The organism is Yersinia sp. 2553 StPb PI (assembly GCF_052217105.1).
Classification (GTDB): Bacteria; Pseudomonadota; Gammaproteobacteria; order Enterobacterales; family Enterobacteriaceae; genus Yersinia; species Yersinia enterocolitica_E.
In genome coordinates this window covers 1,823,752-1,842,127 of record NZ_JAZGPX010000002.1, presented here as the reverse complement: position 1 = coordinate 1,842,127, position 18,376 = coordinate 1,823,752, and the positions used below count along the sequence as shown (strand labels likewise).

The window sequence follows — 18,376 nt, the reverse complement described above, 5'->3', positions numbered from 1 at the left end:
GTTCACTTACCCAAATTACTTGACTGTGTAAGCTCATTGGGATTAATGAGGCTCATCCTACGGGCTAGCATAAATGCTGTTCAAATCGGTTCCCGACCGATTTGTCATTCACTTGCTGCCTACCTGCCACGCCAATTTCTTTGGGTATACGACAGGGGCGGTGGCTTGAGTCACTGGCTATCAACCCGGAAACAGACTCTTCAGATGCTGGCATGCATCGTCGTAACTGCTGCGTTCGAACATGCCTTGCTGTAAGAAGATTTCCATTTGCGGGTAAAGAGCAATGGCCTTATCCAATAGCGGATCACTACCGGCGGCATAGGCACCCACACTGACCAAGTCTCGGTTACGCTGATAACTGGCAAGTAGTTGTTTAAACTGGCGAACTTGACTGTAATGGTTCTCATCGATCAGTGATGTCATGGCACGACTGATCGATGCTTCAATATCGATGGCCGGATAGTGGCCAGATTCAGCCAGACGGCGTGATAACACCACATGGCCGTCGAGAATGGCGCGTGCCGAGTCTGCAATCGGGTCTTGCTGGTCATCGCCTTCGGTTAATACGGTATAAAATGCAGTAATCGAGCCACCGCCGGTGACACCGTTACCCGCACGCTCCACCAGCGCCGGTAATTTAGCGAATACGGAGGGTGGATAACCCTTGGTTGCCGGTGGTTCGCCGATGGCCAACGCAATTTCACGTTGCGCCATGGCATAGCGAGTCAGCGAGTCCATAATCAGCAATACGTGCTGACCACGGTCACGGAAATCTTCTGCAATGCGAGTTGCATAAGCGGCACCTTGCATACGCAGTAATGGCGATACGTCGGCAGGAGCGGCTATCACTACCGAACGAGCACGGCCTTCCGGCCCTAAAATATTCTCGATAAAGTCTTTTACTTCACGGCCACGTTCGCCAATCAGACCCACCACAATGACATCTGCTTGGGTATAACGCGCCATCATGCCGAGCAGCACACTTTTACCTACCCCAGAGCCGGCGAACAGACCCATACGTTGTCCACGGCCAACGGTCAGTAGGGCATTAATCGTCCGCACACCGACATCGAGTACCTGCACAATCGCGGTACGTTGCAATGGATTGATTGGCGGGGTGATCAGTGGGGCGCGATAACTGGTTTCTGGTGCAGGTAGACCATCAAGCGGTTTGGCACTGCCATCCAATACTCGCCCCAGGAGTTCCGGGCCGAGCGGCAGTTGTTTACTGGCTGAAGCACCACCGGTGGTCACCCGGGCATAGACTCTGGCTCCTGGCACAATGCCTTCGACTTCTTCCAACGGCATCAGAAACAGGCGATGGCCGTTAAAACCGACCACTTCACTTTCAACTTCCTGCACTTCGCCGTTATCGTGGCGCTCAATCAGACAAGTTGCGCCCAATGGCAGTTGTAACCCTGTGGCTTCCAAGACTAAACCGGTGGCGCGAGTCAACCGTCCGTAGCGGCGGATAGTGGTTGACTGGCTGATGCGCTCTTCGAATTTATCTAAAGAGGCGAGCCAACGACCAAGGCGCGCGGTCATCATAATTCTCCCGGCGCGGCGAGGCGGCACAACTCATGCCAGCGGGTCGCCAAACTGGCATCCAGATCACCTTCTTCGGCGCTGACTTTGCAGCCACCCGGATGAATTTGACTATCACCCAGCAAGCGCCAGCCATGCAGACTTAAGGTGCTGCCTAAGCGTTGCTCGACGACAGCCAGATCATCGGGATTAACCCGCAGTTGTGGCTTACCGGTGAACATCGGTTCCTGCTGAATCAGTTGTTGGATTTGGGCCAATAATGCCGTGCCATCGCAGATTGCAGGTTGCCCGAGAATTTGTTTCGCGGCGGCCAGGGCCATTTGCATTAACCGCGAGGCTATCACGCTGTCGAGTGCATCAAGGGTACTTTGGAAGTCGTTCACCATCAGTTGCCAGTGGGCAGTCATCGGGGCCAATTGCTTTTGAGCATCGGCCAGTGCCTGTTGATGACCTTCCTCCAGACCGGTCTGGTAACCTTTATCCAACCCTTCTTGTAACCCTTTAGCGAACCCTTGTTGGCGGCCCTGCTTCTCGGCTTCGAGTTGCAGATTTACCAGCGCTTGCTGCTCACTGACCCCGGTTGATTCACTATCGCTACCCGTATCCGGTTCATCAGTAAACAGCATACTGATATCCGGCGCAGCCACTGGCGGAGTAGTATCCGATGTAGTGGCAAAGTCGTTGAGTGACCAAGGTTGCCAGGGCAGGGCATTTATCCTGTCAGACATAGATATCCTCGCCACCACCAATGACTATCTCGCCGCTTTCCGCCAGACGACGGACGATAAGCAAGATGGCTTTCTGTTCGTTTTCGACCAGTGACATACGTACCGGTCCACGGGTTGCCAGATCGTCGCGCAAGATTTCTGCTGCACGCAATGACATGTTGCTGAGGAAACGCTCGCGCAATGCTTGATCGGCACCTTTCAGGGCGATCAACAGTGATTCGTTGTCTATCTCTTGCAGTAAACGCTGAATGCTGCGGTCGTCGACACTGACCAAATTCTCGAACAGGAACATTTCGTCGATAATTTTTTGAGCCAATTCGCCGTCGTATTCGCGCACTGCATCCATGACCGTCTCTTCCTGTTGTGTTTTCATCAGGTTGATAATCTCGGCCGCTGTGCGGATACCGCCCATTTTGCTGCGTTTGAGGTTCTGGCCATCGAGCAGGTTGTTCAATACTTCGGTCAACTCAGCCAATGCGGCGGGCTGGACACCACCAAAGGTGGCGATACGCAACATCACATCGTTGCGCAGGCGCTCGTCGAACAGCGCCAGTATATCGGCGGCCTGAGCGCGTTTCAGATGGACCAGGATGGTGGCGATAATCTGCGGATGTTCGTCGCGGATCAGGTCGGCCGCCATCTGCGGCTCCATAAAGTTGAGCGTTTCCATGCCACTGGTGGTTTCGCACGATTCCAGAATATCTTCCAACAAGCTGGATGCGCGCTCTTCCCCCAGGGCTTTTATCAGCACACTGCGCAGGTAATCACTGGCGTTCACGCTCAGTGCGGCATATTGCTCGGCATCGTCTTCAAATTCAGCCAATACATCAATCAGTTGCTGGTGAGAAACCTGACGCATACTGGCCATGGTGGTACTGAGTTGCTGCACTTCGCGCGAGGAGAGGTGTTTAAACACCTCGGCGGCATGGTCTTCACCCAGAGTCATCAGCATGATGGCGCTTTTTTCAGTTCCGGTCAGGCTCATTGGTCATTACTCATCCATTGACGGATAACCAGCGCGACAACACGTGGGTCTTTATCCGCAAGTTCGCGTATACGCTGGGCCTGAACTTCAGCACTCACTCGCTGCTGATTTTTCTTACGTAAGGCCAGCTCTTCTTTACTCTGTTTGGCATTTTCAGACGCTACCGCAGTCTGGACAATGTTATTGACCGATGCCGCAGCCTTATCAGCAACTTGTTTCTTAGCGACCATAGGGCGCACTAATTTGCGCCATAAGATCCATGCCACCAGCAAGATAAGCAGATAACGACCAGCATTTAACATCTGATCAAAGAACGATTGTTGTTGCCAGAAGGGCAGTGTGTTACCGCTGGCATCATCGGTGGCGTTAAATGGTGTATTCACCACATTTAATGTGTCGCCACGATCAGTAGAGAAGCCCATCGCCTCGCGTGTCAGGGATTCCACTTGTGCCAATTGATCTTTGGTCAGCGCAACTGGCTTGCCCGCCTTATCACTGCCGTAATTAACAACAACGGCAACCGAGAGGCGCTGCACCATGCCAGCTTGTTGCTGGGTATGACGGATTGTGCGGTCAACTTCAAAGTTAGTGGTTTGGTCGTGGCGGCTGTTGCTTGATGTCGCTGTCGATTTAGCGGCAGTGGCCGGACGATTAGCCGCGTTGGCATTGTTGGCCGTGGCACCAGCAGCACCAGCAGCACCGGCAGCAGGCGTCGCTGCTGGGGTTTCAATCGGTGCGACCGGTGTGGCAGATGGCTGATTGGATAATGCCCCCGGAACACCACCGACATTGGTTCCCCCTAGTTGTTCACTGGTGCTAACTTGCTGTGAGCGGACCGCGCCTTTGTCGGCGGCCTGATTAGGCTTATACTCTTCATCGGTCTGTTCACGGCTGGCAAAATCAACTTGAGCCGTGACCTGCGCATGCACATTACCGCTACCGACCATCGGGGCGAGTATGGTTTCAATGCGACGTTGGAAGCGATTTTCAACTTCGTTAGTAAATTTGAGTTGTGCGGCGTTTAAATCACGGCCCGCACTGTCGGATTGCGTCAACAAACGGCCGGTTTGGTCAACGACAGTCACGTTACCCGGCGGTAAACCGGCCACGCTACTGGAGACCATATATACGATGGCGTTAATCTGACCATCATCAAGGGCACGACCTGGTTGCAATGCGAGTGTTACAGAGGCGGTGGGAGACTTTTGTTCCCGAACAAAGAGAGAAGGTTTTGGCATTGCCAAGTGAACACGCACATTCATCACTGGCCCGAGGGTGCCAATAGTGCGCGCCAGTTCACCTTCCAATGCCCGTTGATAGTTAACTTGTTCACTGAACTGGCTGATGCCAAATTTTTCCTGGTCCAGCAGTTCAAAACCTACCGCACCGCCTTTAGGCAAGCCTTGTTGGGCCAGACGCAGACGGGTTTCATGCACCTTATCTGCCGGGACCAACAACGCGCCACCATTATCCGCGAAGCGATAAGGGATATTCAGTTGTGTCAGTTGCGTAACGATATCACCACCGTCACGATCATTCAGGTTGCTATAAAGGACGCGATAATCCGGGCTTTTAGCCCATAACATCAGCGCGACAATAATAGCGACGGCCGCAGCCGCAGCAATCAGCAGTGGGATTTTTGGATTCGCGCGTAGGCGTGCCAGTGTTGTCGTAAAAACATTTTCACGATTTTCACCGCCAGTTATCGAGGCATTCATACACGTCCTTGGCCAAGCTGAACAACGTTTGAGTTAGTATTTTTTATGTAACTAATGTGTCGAAACAAAACAGACTCCCAAGTGCTGTGAGCGATAAAGCATCAATAGCTGATCTCCCCTTTTATGGGCATGCCATTATTTGCTGTAAGTGATGAATTCGATGGCTCAATAAGCCGGTATTTTTGTGTCTAATTAGCGGCTTTAGTCCAAAAATGATGTGTTAGGGTGTCATCCTGAAAATAGTGACACGTGGCGAATGGTGAATAACTGCATTTACGGACTCACTTTCCATGTTGTTATTTGACCCATTACATCGTTTGAGGATGAGCATGTCTGTTCAAGGTATTGAAGGGGTTTTACAGCAGTTGCAGGTCACTGCATTGCAGGCATCCGGTTCGGCAAAGATGTTGCCAGCAGAAGCCGGTTTCGCCAGTGAGTTGAAAGCGGCCATCGGCAAAATCAGTGAAAACCAACAGCATGCCCGCACTCAGGCACAGAATTTTGAATTGGGTGTGCCCGGTGTTGGCCTGAATGATGTGATGGTAGATATGCAAAAATCATCAGTATCTTTACAACTGGGCATTCAAGTTCGTAATAAGTTAGTTGCGGCTTATCAAGATGTGATGAATATGGGGGTGTGAGGCTACTTATACCGTCTCATGTGACAGTGCCCATAGATAGAGGGATGCCGTTGTTCCATAGGGTGTGTAACGGCGGCGGTAACGCTCAAAGCGTTCTCGTGGCAGCGTTTTATGGCCATATAGATTCATCATGCCGCGCCGGATCGCTAAATCTCCCCAACTGACGACATCGGGTCGTGCAAGTGAGGAGATCAATAACATTTCTGCGGTCCAGATGCCAACACCGTTGAGGTTTGATAGCTGTGCAATAACGTCGTTATCGGGCAGCAGAGAAATAGCAGATAAATCCAGCGTGCCATTAAGTGCAGCATCTGCAGCACCTTTAATGTATCCCGCTTTCCTCATCGTCATACCACACCCTTGAATAGCCTCTACCGTTGCAGTTGCGACAGTTATTGGCGTCACGACCCCGAGCAATGCGACCAACCGTGAGTTGACCGTTAGTGCCGCCTTGACCGAAATTTGTTGGTCAACGATATTTCTGATCAATGCAGCAAATAAATCAGGGGATAGCGGGCGAGTTATCATCCCCAGCCGTTCGATGGCTGCGGCCATCTTTTTATCACGCCGTTTGAGATGGTTAATTTCTGTTTCACCGTAATGATAGAACATGCCCGACAGCCCCCTGTTATCTAAGTAATAAAATATATAAGTAGAAAGTTAAAAATCATAGCGCTAATTCTAGCTGCTGCACACTCTGTTTGTTGCTGATGTTTTTTTACAATTGAGAATTATCTGACCACTATCACTGCTATATTTATTATTCATCTATTTAAAAAAGAATGCTTCATTTAGGTACATATCACCTATTAGTATAATGAGGATTAGATAATGAGTGAAGAAAATAGAAAGACAAACAGTGATCCCTCATCGAAAACGGGTGAGAAAGCTTTTCCGACAAAGGTAGGTTATATAATCGGGATTGTTATTTTATTTATTGCTGTAAGTTATATGTTTATGTATTGGTAATTAGCTGAAAAAAGAATGGGTTATGCCTTATAAATCTAATGAATTACTACCAGACTCAGTGAGGAGTGTTCTCCCCGCCCATGCGCAAGATATATATCGTGCGGCATTTAACAGTGCATGGGATCAATATCAGGACAGTGATGAACTACGCGGACATGACTCGCATGAAGAGACTGCCCATAAAGTCGCCTGGAGTGCGGTAAAACAAAGCTATCGTAAAAATGAGAGCGGTGAATGGAGTAAAAATAACACTCACCACTCAGGAAAATAACACGCCTTGTCGTTATCCTGTCTTTGCCAATGAGATATTCTGGTGGCCAATTTTTTGCAATAATACAGGAATATCAATTGGATCAATTTTATCTGCTTGTAGATAAGCAACGGCATATTCGTGCCAGATACCCGATTGCAGGAACAAAATAAACAGTTCCCGGTCCAGATGATTCTCATTCACCATGTTGACCATGATATTGAGGGCTTCAGACAACAACTTCCCTGGTTTATAAGGTCGATCGGCAGCCGTCAGAGCCTCAAATACGTCAGCTATGGCCATCATCCTCACCGGAATACTCATCTGTTTATAGGTGAGCTGATAAGGATACCCTTTACCGTCCATACGTTCATGATGCCCACCCGCAATCACTGGGACATTTGCCATGGTTCGTGGGAAGGGGAGTTTATTTAACATCACGATGGTCTGCATGATGTGTTCGTTTATTTTATAACGATCCTCGTCTGTCAGGGTGCCACGGCGAATACTGAGGTTATAAATTTCGCCACGGTTATAGAGGAACCTCGGTTCTTGTACTTTGAAATCAAAATATTCCGGGCGTTTATTTTTATTATCACGGAAAATAATATGTTCATCTTTATCCGCCAGCATCGGCTCCTGTACCGGCAGTGGAGCGGCGGGTTGTCTGGCTTTACGCACTCGCTCTTCTTGGGCGATACCTGCATTATCATCTAATGTGCGAGTCCAATGGTAAGCGGCAATTTGCTGGATACGCGCGATAGCTTCGTCAGACATATACTCGCCACCCACATTGCAGTTGGCAATAAAGTAAAAATCTTCATCTAATTGGCGTAATTCCTCAGCTAACAACTGTTGCTCAGCTTCACTGGCGCTCATCGCACCATATTGGCGTAAGAAGGCGATTTCTTTCTCACGTTTTAAGACTTCAAACCGCATGCGTATTTCATGGATGCGATCATAAATTAGCTCCAGTTTTGTTGATTTATCGACTACAAATTCCGGCGTGGTAATCTTGCCACAGTCATGTAACCAGCAGGCTGTATGTAACTCTTCCCACTCATTCTCTGATAACGTAAAGTTGGCGAAAGGCCCCTCTTTAATATTGACTGCGGCACGGGCGAGCATTTTAGTTATTTCAGGTACACGCTGACAATGCCCACCGGTATAGGCACTTTTGGCATCGATAGCTCCGGCAATAAGCTCAATAAATGCGTTGAGCAGGTTTTTTTGTTCTTGCAATAATCGCTGTGTTTCTACTGAAACTGATAAACTGCCCACCAGGGCATTAACTAATTGAATTTTTGAGCGTTCACGCTCAGCATTTAGCTCATAAGGGTTAAATAACAGTAGGAATCCGAGCAATTGGTTATCATGGGTCTTCATCGGTACGGCAACAAAGCGGAGGGGCAAATAAGGTTGTAGGAAGTCATGTAATTGGCTAAAGATATTATCTTTATTGAGCGTTCCTACAATGGTTTTCCCTTCGAGTACCGGCAGGAAAGTCGTGAGATTGTCTTCTTTAATTTGTAATGAGGACATTTCTGCTACCGGGATATTTTCACCATTCCAGCGAAATGCCGTTGGTGTGAAGGTTCCCTCATCTTTATCTGACAGAAAAATAATCCCTCCGGTCATGGCAGCAATTTCTGTGGTTTCACTTAATAGCCCTTGCATCTGCCGGAAGAAATTACTTTCTGCTGTCAGCATATTTCCCATCGAAATAAACTGCTTCAGTGTTGATTTCATTTTTGACATTGATTTGTGGAGTTCGTCAACTTCCTCAATCACAGAGCGTTCTAATTCGCGCTCTTCGAAATGGAGATTGCTGATGGAATCCGCGTCCTGGCGTAGACGAATAAGGGGTTTGGATATTCTTCTGGAGAAATACCAAACTAACGGCAAGCTGAGCATTAACAGAATAAATGCAATAAAGGTTGAGTGATTACGAATAGAATTTGCATCGGCTGTCAGATAGCTGGCGGGTGTCGCAATAATCAACTGATAGGCATTGCCGTTGCTATTAATCTCAACAACTGAGCCGAACCAGCGCTGATTTTGTGCTTCAAACATGATACTACGATTAGCATTGTTTACCGGTGAGTTGCTAGCTGTCTGACTATTCTTTTGACTATTGAGCAAAACTTGCAATACAGGGATTTGCCGGTCTGCATTGGTGTTATCTGCCGCCTTATCTTTAGGTTTTGGCAGGCTAGCGATAACTTCACCATGGGAATTAATAATAATGGCCTGGCTACCTGGCGGTAGATTTTGTTTTATTAAAAATTGCGAAAGTGAAGCCAGGGAAACGTCCAATCCAATGATTGTCTGTTTATTCTCAGCTTGACGGCTATAAGTAAAACCGACTTCTCCGGTGCCTTTAAAAATATAAATAGGAGAGGTTATCAGCATAGGACTTGCGGCGGCCAGAATAAACCAATCCCGCCGCCGTGGATCGTAGTTATCATTTTCACGCGGCATAACAGCAATCACTCGCTGCTGCTTATTAAGATAAATAAAACGTTTCTCCGGTAAACTATCAAGAAAACGATTACTTTGAACCATCCATTCGGCATCTTCAGGGGCATGGAATAATGTACGGTTAGCTTCCGTTAAACGCCGCAGCATAAAAAAATCACCATTAGCATAGGCGCTATACACGGCACTGGCATAACTATTCTGCTTCAGAATTTCAATAAATTTATCGACAAAGGCCATTCGTTGTTCAAGGGTCGATAGTTCTGTGATTTGCATACTGGCAAGAATATTAACCGACATTATCATTGGTCGTGTTACGGCATCCAATTCAGCGGCAATCGCCTCTCCGGTTTTTTGATACTGCCGATTGGTGCTGATTTCAGTCAATTTAGTCAGTTGGCTATGACCAAAAATAATAATGACGGTACCTATTGAGACGATCAACAAGGTGAAGAGAGCGGCAATCTGGATATGCAAAGGATAGCGGTTTTTTAGCCCGAATAGATTACTTAGCATCATAGCCATCCCGGAAGTTTATTATTTAATTACTTATAATCATAGAATGTACTGACATAATCAGCATATTCCCCTATCTTTCAGTAGGTTGTATGTAATTGCATGATTGTAAAAGCTTTGTTTTATATTGTATCGGAATTGTTGGATGAAAAAACCAATCACAGTCAGAAAAAAAATGTTTTAACGTGCAGAATATCTAAAAGCAGTATTTAGCAGCCCGATTTTTAGGCGGTTAAAAGGACTTGATGAGTCGAATGGGATGCAGCGAATTTACTGACCGGCATTAAACAGGCCATATCGGAAATTATTAAAAGTATCACCTCAATAGGCTCATATTGGCCCTAAATCAGACGCATGCAGACCTAAATAGCGATGATAGTTGTCAGGGGGTGGATCATTATCTGTCGGATGTAAGCGATGGTGCCCACGGATGGCGGTAGGGGCAAAGCCAAAACGTTTGCGAAAACGTTCAGCAAAACGTGATGCACTCTCGTAACCCACTTGGCTGGCTATTAATGATATTGGCCAATCAGTACCTTGCAATAAACGCAATGCACTGGTCATGCGGACATCAATCATTAAGTCACGTAATAGTATTTTTTCGGCAGCTAATTTTCGGCGTAATACAACTTCGCTCATCGCCATATGGTCTGCAACTTCTGATGCCGACCATATTTTGTATGGATCTGTCGCCAAACAACGGCGCACTCTCTCACTTAACGAATCACTTTCATTTAATATAAATTTAACGCCACGCTGAGCCAACCAAAGTAACAATTCAAGCATGCGGTGTCTGACGATAGTTGGCGGAATATCACCAATGTCAGATATTGCTTTAAACGTATTGCCGAATGTATTGATGAATTCAGGTGCTAAATTACGTACCGGCATAACGCCTGGAACATACCCAAGACCAGCGGATGCTGGATGATTGGCAAAGGTAGCAATCAAACGGGGATCACAGCGAAGTTGGTGGCTAAAAAATAGTCCGTCGTCAGATAAGCCATTAATTACATCAACTGTTTGACCACTACTCACTGCGACTATTTCACCGGCTTGTATAATACATTCCTGATTATCCCAGCGAATGATTTTGTACCCACGGTTAACCATAATGAGCAATGGATGCTCAATATAGACGGAGGTGAGTAGTAGCTCTGTGTGTTGAATAACATGTGCCGAGCTACCCACACCGGGGCAAAAATTAATTGTACGTTCCATCGATATTCATTTCACAATTTTAGCCTGAGAATATCTTTACGCTTTGAGTGGCAGAGTAGCAACTCATTTTAATAGAAAATTTACAGCAACTGGCTATTTTAGCGAAAAATATTAAGGGTGAGAATAATAGCCAGCTCGATATGAGTGATTGTTACTGTCAATATAATCCCATGTTAAAAAAAATGACAATAAAAATTAATTGGCATGTTAATAATTGCAGTGACATGTAATTTCTTTACAACAAAAGGTGTAATCGTTTTCGGCAACTGACCGCTACTGTGTTTCACCCAGCAGCAATGCATGATCAGGGAATTGACCATAAGTATTATTAACAGCTTGCTGTCGGGTTGATTGCCCGACTAATTCACTGAGTGCATCGAGACGTAACTGTAATAGACGTTTAATTTCTATTTCATTTTCCAAAATAGCTCTCAATTTCTCACGTAACAGCTCTTGCAACACCTGAGATGAGCATGAGGATATAGTGACATTTGCCGTGCTTTCTACCGCTTTAAGGTAAGTCATTTCGAGATCAACCAGCGCATCCCAATTCCCCTCAGTGGCTAATGCAAGCATTTGCTCACTGAGTGTCAGGATTTGTTGATATTCGGACAAAAGGTGCTGGTGACGTTCCATTAAATGGGGTCCTAATCAGGTTGATAATTGGGGCCGATCTGCCGCCAGGCGTCTGCAATATTTTCGAGCAAAGCAGACACTTCATTAATTGCCTGTTCGTCATTATGCAAATTGGCATGCAGCAAGCGCCGCGACATATAGTCATATAAAGCTGACAAATTCTGTGCCAGCTCACCGCCTTTTTCCATATCCAGTCCTGCACTCAGCCCATTATCAATAATATTAATGGCTTTTGACAGTGCAGCACCTTTGGCCGGAATATCTCCCTGACTCATCAAGATGCGAGCACGAACCAGGGCGCTTTGCGCCCCGTCGAAGAGCATCACGATCAATTGATGAGGGCTGGCACTCATTACACCACTTTCGACTCCTACGTTTGCGTAAGCTTGAACCCCTGATCGGCTGTACATGCTCTATCCTTTATGAAGAGAATTGTTGAGTTAAGAAATTACCGGTATTGGTTAATGAACTCACCAATTTGTCCAACTGGGTAAATTGTGCCTTATAGCGTTCAATGGTGGCATTAATGCTATCAGTGGTTGAAGTAACCTGTTTCTCTAATGATTTTAATGTCTTGTTAATACCATCAGTGGCTGTCTTTAATGAGCCTTTGGTGGAATCCAGTGCGGTATTTAGCAGGTTATCCATCTGAGTGGCGAAACCGGTGGTTTTGCCATCGCCGACAAAAAATGCTGTTACGTTATTCGGCTGGTCAGTCAGTGCTTTATCAAGTTTCTTCGAATCAATGACTAATTTTCCATCAAGATCTTGAGTAATACCCATCGCTGCCAGGGTTTTCACATCACCGGCCTGGGCAGAGGCTAATTGGCTCTTCAATTGCGTTTGGATGCTGCGCAATGTGCCATCGCCAACTAATGCGCCATTACTGGTTGATTGATCCTTACCCGCTTCAACCGCAGTATATTTGGTTAAAGAAGCAAACGTGGTTTGTAATGAATTATACGCATCGACAAATGTTTGAATCGCAGCTTTGGTCGCGGTGGAGTCACGTGTAATTGTCAGTTGCTCAGGTTCATCTTTTTTTGTTAAGGCTTTCAGGCTGAGTGTAACGCCTTGTGGTGCATCAGTAATGGTATTGCTTTGACGGGTAATGGATACGCCATTTACTGTCAGTGTTGCATCTTCAGCTTTTACTTTTTGCGTTAAAGCGCCACTACCACCGGTGGTGCTTGGGGTGTAGTTCAAAAAGTTGTTTAAAGTATCATCACCAGAAACACTGACTGTCATTTCTGACTTCGTCCCTGTTTCCTTGGAAGTTAATGCGAGGTAGTAAGTATCATCATCCGCTTTCATGATACTGGCGCTGACACTACCTTCTTGTTTATTAATCGCATCGCGAATACCGGTCAACGAGGTCTGCTCACTGGTCAGTTTTACTTCCAGTGGTTTTGCTTGACCGGGTTGAGTGATAGTAATTGTCCGGCTGTCGTTACTATTACCCAGTTTATCTGTGGCGTTCGGCACATCAGAAGAGAGTAATGATTGCGCTTTAGCCAAATTAGTCACTTCAATCGTGTAATTACCTGCTGTCGCACCACTGCTGGTAGTGGCGGCAAAAGCGGTATTGGTGCTGTTAACAGAGGTCGTGGCTAGGGTATCGGCTTTTTTTAGTGCTGCAGATGCCGTTTCGACTTTAGCCAGGGCGCTTTGTAACACACCATAGGCAGTAAGCTTGCCTTTATAACTGGTCTGCTGGTTGGTTAGCGGAGTTAAGCGGGTTTGTTCCCCGGCACTTAACTTATCCAGTAAAGTGCCTAGCTCCAAATTTGAACCGATACCCAGAGAACTGATACTTGCCATGTCTAATCCTTAATATTCAAGTGTCGTTGCAGGGGTTATCGGCCAGAGAATTGAAAAGTTTACACATAAAATGGAATTTATGATGGCTGGAATAACGGGGGATAACAGGGCGCTATTTGCCCTATTGAATCGAGTGATAATTAAAGAAGAGAGAAAAAATAATTTTACCTAAATTTAAAATTATTTCACAGAATGGCTAAAGGTTCCTTAAAGAGCGCCGATACAAGTTGTGACGGTGATGAAGCCGTGGGCAGTAAGCCCAAACCATAACCCAACAGCATTTAAGGAATAACATTATGGCGGTAATTAACACTAACATTCTGTCTCTGACGACTCAGAACAACATGAACAAATCCCAGTCAGCTTTAGGTTCCGCCATTGAGCGTTTGTCCTCTGGTCAACGTATCAACAGTGCGAAAGACGATGCTGCGGGTCAGGCAATCGCTAACCGTTTCACTTCTAACATCAAAGGCCTGACTCAGGCTTCCCGTAACGCAAACGACGGTATCTCTCTGGCGCAAACCACTGAAGGTGCGTTGGGCGAAATCAACAACAACTTGCAACGTGTGCGTGAGTTGAGTGTTCAGGCTGCTACCGGTTCTAACTCATCTTCTGACCTGAAATCAATCCAGGACGAAATTAAACAACGTCTGGATGAAATCGACCGTGTATCTGACCAAACTCAGTTCAACGGCGTGAAAGTTCTGGCTGGCAACAGTAGCATGAAAGTTCAGGTTGGCGCTAACGATGGCGAAACTATCAGCATCAATCTGGAAAAAATCGACTCAAAAAGTTTGGGTCTGCAAGGCTTCAACGTTGATGGTGCAAAACAAGCCTCTGTTGATGATCTGACTTCTCAGTTCAAAGCTACTGGGACTAACAACTTTGATGTCGGCGGTGTTGCATATAAAACTGATATCAACAGCGGTGCAGTGACTAAAGCTGGTGTAGCACAATATATTGATGCGGGTACCGGTGCATTCTCCGGCACTGCGACTGCTGCTAACACAGCATCAACTGTTTACACAACTACAGCAGTCGCTGGCGCAGAAGCTACTTCTATCGCTGCTGCGTCTGTTGGTAAAGCAACAGGTGATAAATTCACTGCTCAAGGCATGGAATTTACCGTTAAGACTGCGGCTGACGCGAATGGTAACGGTGTTTTCAGTGCTACAGTTGACGGTAAAAGTGTTGATTTCACAACTTCAGCCAGTACTGCACCTGCCGGTACCGCTGCTGAAGTGAAAACTTCTAGCGCTTTATTCGCCTCTGTTGTTGGTGGTGGTTTAACCACAAAAGCTGCTGAAACCAACCGTGCTGCAACCTTAGCTGATCTGGATTTACAAGGTGCTACCAAAACTGGCAGTACTTTGACTGTTAACGGCACTGCATACACCGCTAACGCCAAAGGTGATGAAATCACCGATGCGGGTGGCAAAGTAATGTACATGTCACGTACTGCTAACGGCAACACCACCCTGATCAATGAAGATGCTGCTGCATCTCAGAAATCAACTGATAACCAACTGGCGACTGTTGATAAAGCGCTGGCACAAGTTGATGCGCTGCGTAGTGGCCTGGGTGCGGTACAAAACCGTTTTGACTCAGCTATCACCAACTTGGGTAACACCATCAATAACCTGACTTCAGCTCGTAGCCGTATCCAGGATGCTGATTACTCTACTGAAGTTTCTAACATGAGCCGTGCTCAAATCCTGCAACAAGCAGGGACTTCAGTATTGGCACAAGCAAACCAAGTACCACAAACTGTGCTGTCTCTGCTGCGTTAATTCGCCAGAAAGACCACATTATGTCAACCCCGCTGCGGCGGGGTTTTTATATTACTCACTGGAAAGAGAAAAGAGCACTTTTTCCAGTGGGAATAAGTTTAAACCAGACGCTAATGGCTTATTTTTAGCGGTTTTCATCTCTATTTATCTCTCTGTTTTTTCAATGACTGCAATAGGTTAACAGTAAAATTAACGGGCATAAGCCAAATAGCCGCCCTTTTATAGGCCTATTCCAGCGATTGTCTGGCTGACCTGACAGGATAATGGTACGACTCTCTTACCCTTAGGTGCCTGTCTAGTGAGTGATCTGTATACCGCCGAAGGCGTGATGGACAAAAATTCCCTCTGGCAACGCTATGTTCCTTTGGTTCGCCATGAGGCACTGCGTTTGCAGGTTCGCCTGCCGGCCAGCGTGGAGTTGGATGATTTGTTGCAGGCTGGAGGTATTGGTCTGCTGAATGCTGTCGAGCGTTATGACGCTTTGCAAGGGACTGCGTTTACCACTTATGCGGTACAGCGTATACGGGGTGCCATGCTAGATGAACTGCGTAGCCGAGATTGGGCTCCACGCAGTGTGCGGCGTAATGCACGTGAAGTTGCCAGTGCCATGCAAAAGGTTGAACAACGGGTGGGGCGCCCTGCAACTGAGCAGGAAGTAGCGCAAATTCTTGATATTGATTTGGCGGAATACCGCCAGATTTTGTTGGATACCAACAATAGCCAGCTTTTCTCCTATGACGAATGGCGGGAAGAGCATGGTGAAAGTGTCGAACCCCTGCTGGAAGGGCATGAGGATGCCAATCCATTGCAACATTTGTTGGAAGGAAATCTGCGTCAACGCGTGATTGAAGCGATCGAGGCATTGCCGGAACGCGAAAAGATGGTGCTGACGTTGTATTACCAGGAAGAGCTGAACCTGAAAGAAATCGGAGCGGTGCTTGAGGTCGGGGAGTCCCGCGTCAGCCAGCTTCATAGCCAGGCGATAAAACGCTTACGCGCCCGCCTGAATAACGACTCTTAATTCACTTCCGCTCAGTGATATCACAGTTTCTATTTTATTAATGCAGGTCTTCTTATGCCAGGACTTCAGTTAAAAAAACGGCCACTGAGCCGTTATTTAAAAGATTATAAACACGGCCAAACCCATTGTTCACATTGTCATAAAGAACTTGACCGTATGGCGTTGGTTTTCCGTGGACAAATCATTAATAAAGAAGCTATCTCCGGTATGGATCAGCCCATTGACGATCAAGTATGGTCAAAGCTTCAGCATGAGTTGACTGCATTATGTCGTTTTTGCAGCGAAATATATTGTAATAGCACGCCCGGTTATTTCGATATTATGGCGTTCAAGCAATATTTATTTGAACAAACTGAGATGAGCCATAGTACTGTTCGCGAATATGTTGTGCGCCTACGTCGTCTGGATGAAATGTTGGTTGCCACTAATTATCCGGCTGAAAAGTTTGCCAGTGAGACCATGCATCAGCGCATTATTGATGAGTTGCCTAATGCGGCGCATAACAATTATCGTATTGCCTTGCGTAAATATGATCAGTATCTGGAATGGCAAAAAAATTACTGAGACTGGTACGTGCATTCAGGCAGTTGAGAAAACTCTGTATTTTCGCTAACAGCGTCGCGAGTGTAACGCGAAACCCTTCAGTCATTATTTTACGCCCGGCAAGGTTCCCCGTGCCGGGTTAATACCCTTCATTCTGTACCCTGTAGAGGTGTTAGCTACCCTCGTTCCCTCGAATGACTGACTTGATTAAGCTGAGTAGTGCCGCCCTCTATAGCTTGAAATCGCTGAGTATCGTCTATTTATTCCGCATATTACGTTATTCCCCTGCGCTATCGTCAACGACATCTATAATAAAAATAAGTGATTATTGGTGTTACATCTGATAAATCTATATTTCCTCTTGGTACTTGCAGCCGCAGGGGTTAGTTACATTGACTTATCCGTACCTACCTACACGCCAAGTTCGTTGGGCAACAGTTGACTTATTAATTCCCTGGGGGATCCGTGACGTTTCAACACAAACTGGCGCAATTTCCGCGTCTAGATCTGGTCGGCAATCCGACGCCATTGGAAAAACTATCTCGACTCTCCGATTATCTGGGGCGTGAAATTTATATCAAACGTGATGATGTAACACCTCTGGCATTAGGGGGGAACAAATTGCGTAAGTTAGAGTTTTTGGCAGCAGATGCGTTAAGTCAGGGCGCGGATACGCTGGTTACCGCGGGCGCTATTCAGTCTAATCATGTCCGCCAAACAGCAGCAGTTGCGGCGAAATTGGGGCTGCGTTGTGTCGCATTGCTTGAAAACCCGATTGGCACGGCACAGGAAAATTATCTGACTAACGGCAATCGGTTGCTATTGGATCTATTTAACGTAGAAGTAGTGATGTGCGACGGGTTACATGACCCGAACCAACAATTGGCTGAGCTGGCAACCCGTCTGGAGGCTCAGGGCTTTCGGCCGTATGTGGTGCCGGTTGGTGGTTCTAATGCCTTAGGCGCTTTAGGTTATGTGCAATGTGCATTAGAGATTGCGGCTCAGTCGGCTGGGAATGTCACTTTTAGCTCGGTGGTGGTGGCATCGGGTAGTGCGGGCACCCACGCAGGTCTGGCAGTAGGGTTGCAACAATTATTGCCTAATGCCGAGTTGATTGGGGTGACCGTATCGCGTAAAGCCGATGAGCAACGCCCTAAAGTGGCGCATATTCAGCAAGAGTTAGCTGCGTCCCTGGGGATTACTGGGGAGCAGGCAGAAATTATCTTGTGGGATGATTATTTCGCCCCGCAATATGGCATGCCGAACGATGAAGGGTTGGCAGCTATTGGGCTGTTGGCAAGGCTTGAAGGTGTACTGCTCGATCCGGTGTATACCGGCAAGGCGATGGCGGGTTTACTGGATGGTCTTGCGCAGAAAAAGTTTCGCGATGAGGGTCCAATTCTGTTTATCCACACCGGTGGTGCACCCGCATTGTTTGCTTATCATCCACGGGTGTAACCTTTAGTTATTGCTTATTCCGTTTATAGCTATCGTTATTAGTTTATATTCCTTTA

The 18,376-nt window shown here is 46.8% G+C and carries 17 protein-coding genes; 7 read left to right on the top strand and 10 right to left on the bottom strand.

The genetic code is table 11. The features are described 5' to 3' along the window. Positions 1-180 precede the first annotated feature (180 nt). From fliI to fliF, 4 genes are read right to left on the bottom strand one after another with little or no spacing between them, the layout of a single operon-like run. The gene (gene fliI / locus V2A84_RS09870; RefSeq protein WP_083159149.1) at positions 181-1,545 is read right to left on the bottom strand and encodes a flagellar protein export ATPase FliI; all 1,365 of its coding nucleotides are present in this window, start codon (positions 1,543-1,545) and stop codon (positions 181-183) included. Further along, positions 1,545-2,273 carry a flagellar assembly protein FliH gene (gene fliH, locus V2A84_RS09865; RefSeq protein ID WP_372569022.1) on the bottom strand — a complete coding sequence of 243 codons (729 nt, stop codon included), beginning with the start codon at positions 2,271-2,273 and terminating at the stop codon, positions 1,545-1,547. The genes fliI and fliH overlap by 1 nt, the downstream gene beginning before the upstream one ends. After that, positions 2,266-3,258 carry a flagellar motor switch protein FliG gene (gene fliG / locus V2A84_RS09860; protein WP_442848775.1) on the bottom strand — a complete coding sequence of 331 codons (993 nt, stop codon included), beginning with the start codon at positions 3,256-3,258 and terminating at the stop codon, positions 2,266-2,268. Before fliG ends, fliH begins: the two co-directional genes overlap by 8 nt. Then, entirely contained in the window at positions 3,255-4,976 is a 1,722-nt protein-coding gene (gene fliF, locus V2A84_RS09855) for a flagellar basal-body MS-ring/collar protein FliF (protein ID WP_083159146.1), read from the bottom strand. The genes fliG and fliF overlap by 4 nt, the downstream gene beginning before the upstream one ends. 329 nt (positions 4,977-5,305) lie before the next feature. On the opposite strand from fliF, the gene fliE reads away from it, so the two are divergent. Next, the gene (fliE, locus tag V2A84_RS09850) at positions 5,306-5,617 is read left to right on the top strand and encodes a flagellar hook-basal body complex protein FliE (RefSeq protein WP_005189374.1); all 312 of its coding nucleotides are present in this window, start codon (positions 5,306-5,308) and stop codon (positions 5,615-5,617) included. Between the two features lie 6 nt (positions 5,618-5,623). Here the strand turns inward: fliE and V2A84_RS09845 are convergent, their stop codons facing one another. Next, the gene (locus tag V2A84_RS09845) at positions 5,624-6,229 is read right to left on the bottom strand and encodes a DNA-3-methyladenine glycosylase family protein (protein WP_083159144.1); all 606 of its coding nucleotides are present in this window, start codon (positions 6,227-6,229) and stop codon (positions 5,624-5,626) included. Between the two features lie 219 nt (positions 6,230-6,448). Between V2A84_RS09845 and V2A84_RS09840 the strand changes: the two genes are divergently transcribed. Further along, positions 6,449-6,586, top strand: a complete 138-nt coding sequence (locus V2A84_RS09840; protein WP_372569024.1) for a hypothetical protein — start codon at positions 6,449-6,451, stop codon at positions 6,584-6,586. 22 nt (positions 6,587-6,608) lie between these two features. Beyond that, a complete protein-coding gene (locus tag V2A84_RS09835; RefSeq protein WP_442848774.1) occupies positions 6,609-6,857 on the top strand; it encodes a ChaB family protein in 249 nt (82 codons plus the stop codon). A 12-nt stretch (positions 6,858-6,869) separates the two neighbouring features. Here V2A84_RS09835 and V2A84_RS09830 read toward each other — a convergent pair whose 3' ends face one another. From V2A84_RS09830 to fliD, 5 genes are all read right to left on the bottom strand, one after another. Further along, entirely contained in the window at positions 6,870-9,830 is a 2,961-nt protein-coding gene (locus V2A84_RS09830; RefSeq protein WP_420073384.1) for an HD domain-containing phosphohydrolase, read from the bottom strand. A 330-nt stretch (positions 9,831-10,160) separates the two neighbouring features. Then, on the bottom strand, positions 10,161-11,051 hold the full coding sequence (locus tag V2A84_RS09825; RefSeq protein WP_083159142.1) for a helix-turn-helix transcriptional regulator: 891 nt from the start codon (positions 11,049-11,051) through the stop codon (positions 10,161-10,163). A 273-nt stretch (positions 11,052-11,324) separates the two neighbouring features. Then, on the bottom strand, positions 11,325-11,687 hold the full coding sequence (gene fliT / locus V2A84_RS09820) for a flagella biosynthesis regulatory protein FliT (protein ID WP_050084340.1): 363 nt from the start codon (positions 11,685-11,687) through the stop codon (positions 11,325-11,327). 11 nt (positions 11,688-11,698) lie between these two features. After that, entirely contained in the window at positions 11,699-12,097 is a 399-nt protein-coding gene (gene fliS, locus V2A84_RS09815; protein ID WP_050084339.1) for a flagellar export chaperone FliS, read from the bottom strand. A 10-nt stretch (positions 12,098-12,107) separates the two neighbouring features. Next, complete coding sequence (fliD, locus tag V2A84_RS09810; protein ID WP_083159141.1) at positions 12,108-13,508, bottom strand: flagellar filament capping protein FliD; 1,401 nt, start codon at positions 13,506-13,508, stop codon at positions 12,108-12,110. Between the two features lie 293 nt (positions 13,509-13,801). On the opposite strand from fliD, the gene V2A84_RS09805 reads away from it, so the two are divergent. The 4 genes from V2A84_RS09805 (at position 13,802) to V2A84_RS09790 (ending at position 18,320) form a co-directional block, all read left to right on the top strand. Next, entirely contained in the window at positions 13,802-15,298 is a 1,497-nt protein-coding gene (locus V2A84_RS09805) for a flagellin N-terminal helical domain-containing protein (RefSeq protein ID WP_133155043.1), read from the top strand. Between the two features lie 298 nt (positions 15,299-15,596). Then, positions 15,597-16,319, top strand: coding sequence for an RNA polymerase sigma factor FliA (locus V2A84_RS09800; RefSeq protein WP_005189394.1), 723 nt, complete (start codon positions 15,597-15,599; stop codon positions 16,317-16,319). Positions 16,320-16,373: 54 nt separating this feature from the next. Beyond that, a complete protein-coding gene (fliZ, locus tag V2A84_RS09795) occupies positions 16,374-16,883 on the top strand; it encodes a flagella biosynthesis regulatory protein FliZ (RefSeq protein ID WP_005189397.1) in 510 nt (169 codons plus the stop codon). A 444-nt stretch (positions 16,884-17,327) separates the two neighbouring features. Beyond that, entirely contained in the window at positions 17,328-18,320 is a 993-nt protein-coding gene (locus V2A84_RS09790) for a D-cysteine desulfhydrase (RefSeq protein ID WP_083159138.1), read from the top strand. Positions 18,321-18,376: the final 56 nt, after the last annotated feature.

What these genes read in the sequence shown, in the direction of transcription:
- fliI (WP_083159149.1), bottom strand. Translation starts at nt 1,545, where the DNA reads ATGACCGCGCGCCTTGGTCGTTGGCTCGCCTCTTTAGATAAATTCGAA.
- fliH (WP_372569022.1), bottom strand. Translation starts at nt 2,273, where the DNA reads ATGTCTGACAGGATAAATGCCCTGCCCTGGCAACCTTGGTCACTCAAC.
- fliG (WP_442848775.1), bottom strand. Translation starts at nt 3,258, where the DNA reads ATGAGCCTGACCGGAACTGAAAAAAGCGCCATCATGCTGATGACTCTG.
- fliF (WP_083159146.1), bottom strand. Translation starts at nt 4,976, where the DNA reads ATGAATGCCTCGATAACTGGCGGTGAAAATCGTGAAAATGTTTTTACG.
- fliE (WP_005189374.1), top strand. Translation starts at nt 5,306, where the DNA reads ATGTCTGTTCAAGGTATTGAAGGGGTTTTACAGCAGTTGCAGGTCACT.
- V2A84_RS09845 (WP_083159144.1), bottom strand. Translation starts at nt 6,229, where the DNA reads ATGTTCTATCATTACGGTGAAACAGAAATTAACCATCTCAAACGGCGT.
- V2A84_RS09840 (WP_372569024.1), top strand. Translation starts at nt 6,449, where the DNA reads ATGAGTGAAGAAAATAGAAAGACAAACAGTGATCCCTCATCGAAAACG.
- V2A84_RS09835 (WP_442848774.1), top strand. Translation starts at nt 6,609, where the DNA reads ATGCCTTATAAATCTAATGAATTACTACCAGACTCAGTGAGGAGTGTT.
- V2A84_RS09830 (WP_420073384.1), bottom strand. Translation starts at nt 9,830, where the DNA reads ATGCTAAGTAATCTATTCGGGCTAAAAAACCGCTATCCTTTGCATATC.
- V2A84_RS09825 (WP_083159142.1), bottom strand. Translation starts at nt 11,051, where the DNA reads ATGGAACGTACAATTAATTTTTGCCCCGGTGTGGGTAGCTCGGCACAT.
- fliT (WP_050084340.1), bottom strand. Translation starts at nt 11,687, where the DNA reads ATGGAACGTCACCAGCACCTTTTGTCCGAATATCAACAAATCCTGACA.
- fliS (WP_050084339.1), bottom strand. Translation starts at nt 12,097, where the DNA reads ATGTACAGCCGATCAGGGGTTCAAGCTTACGCAAACGTAGGAGTCGAA.
- fliD (WP_083159141.1), bottom strand. Translation starts at nt 13,508, where the DNA reads ATGGCAAGTATCAGTTCTCTGGGTATCGGTTCAAATTTGGAGCTAGGC.
- fliZ (WP_005189397.1), top strand. Translation starts at nt 16,374, where the DNA reads ATGCCAGGACTTCAGTTAAAAAAACGGCCACTGAGCCGTTATTTAAAA.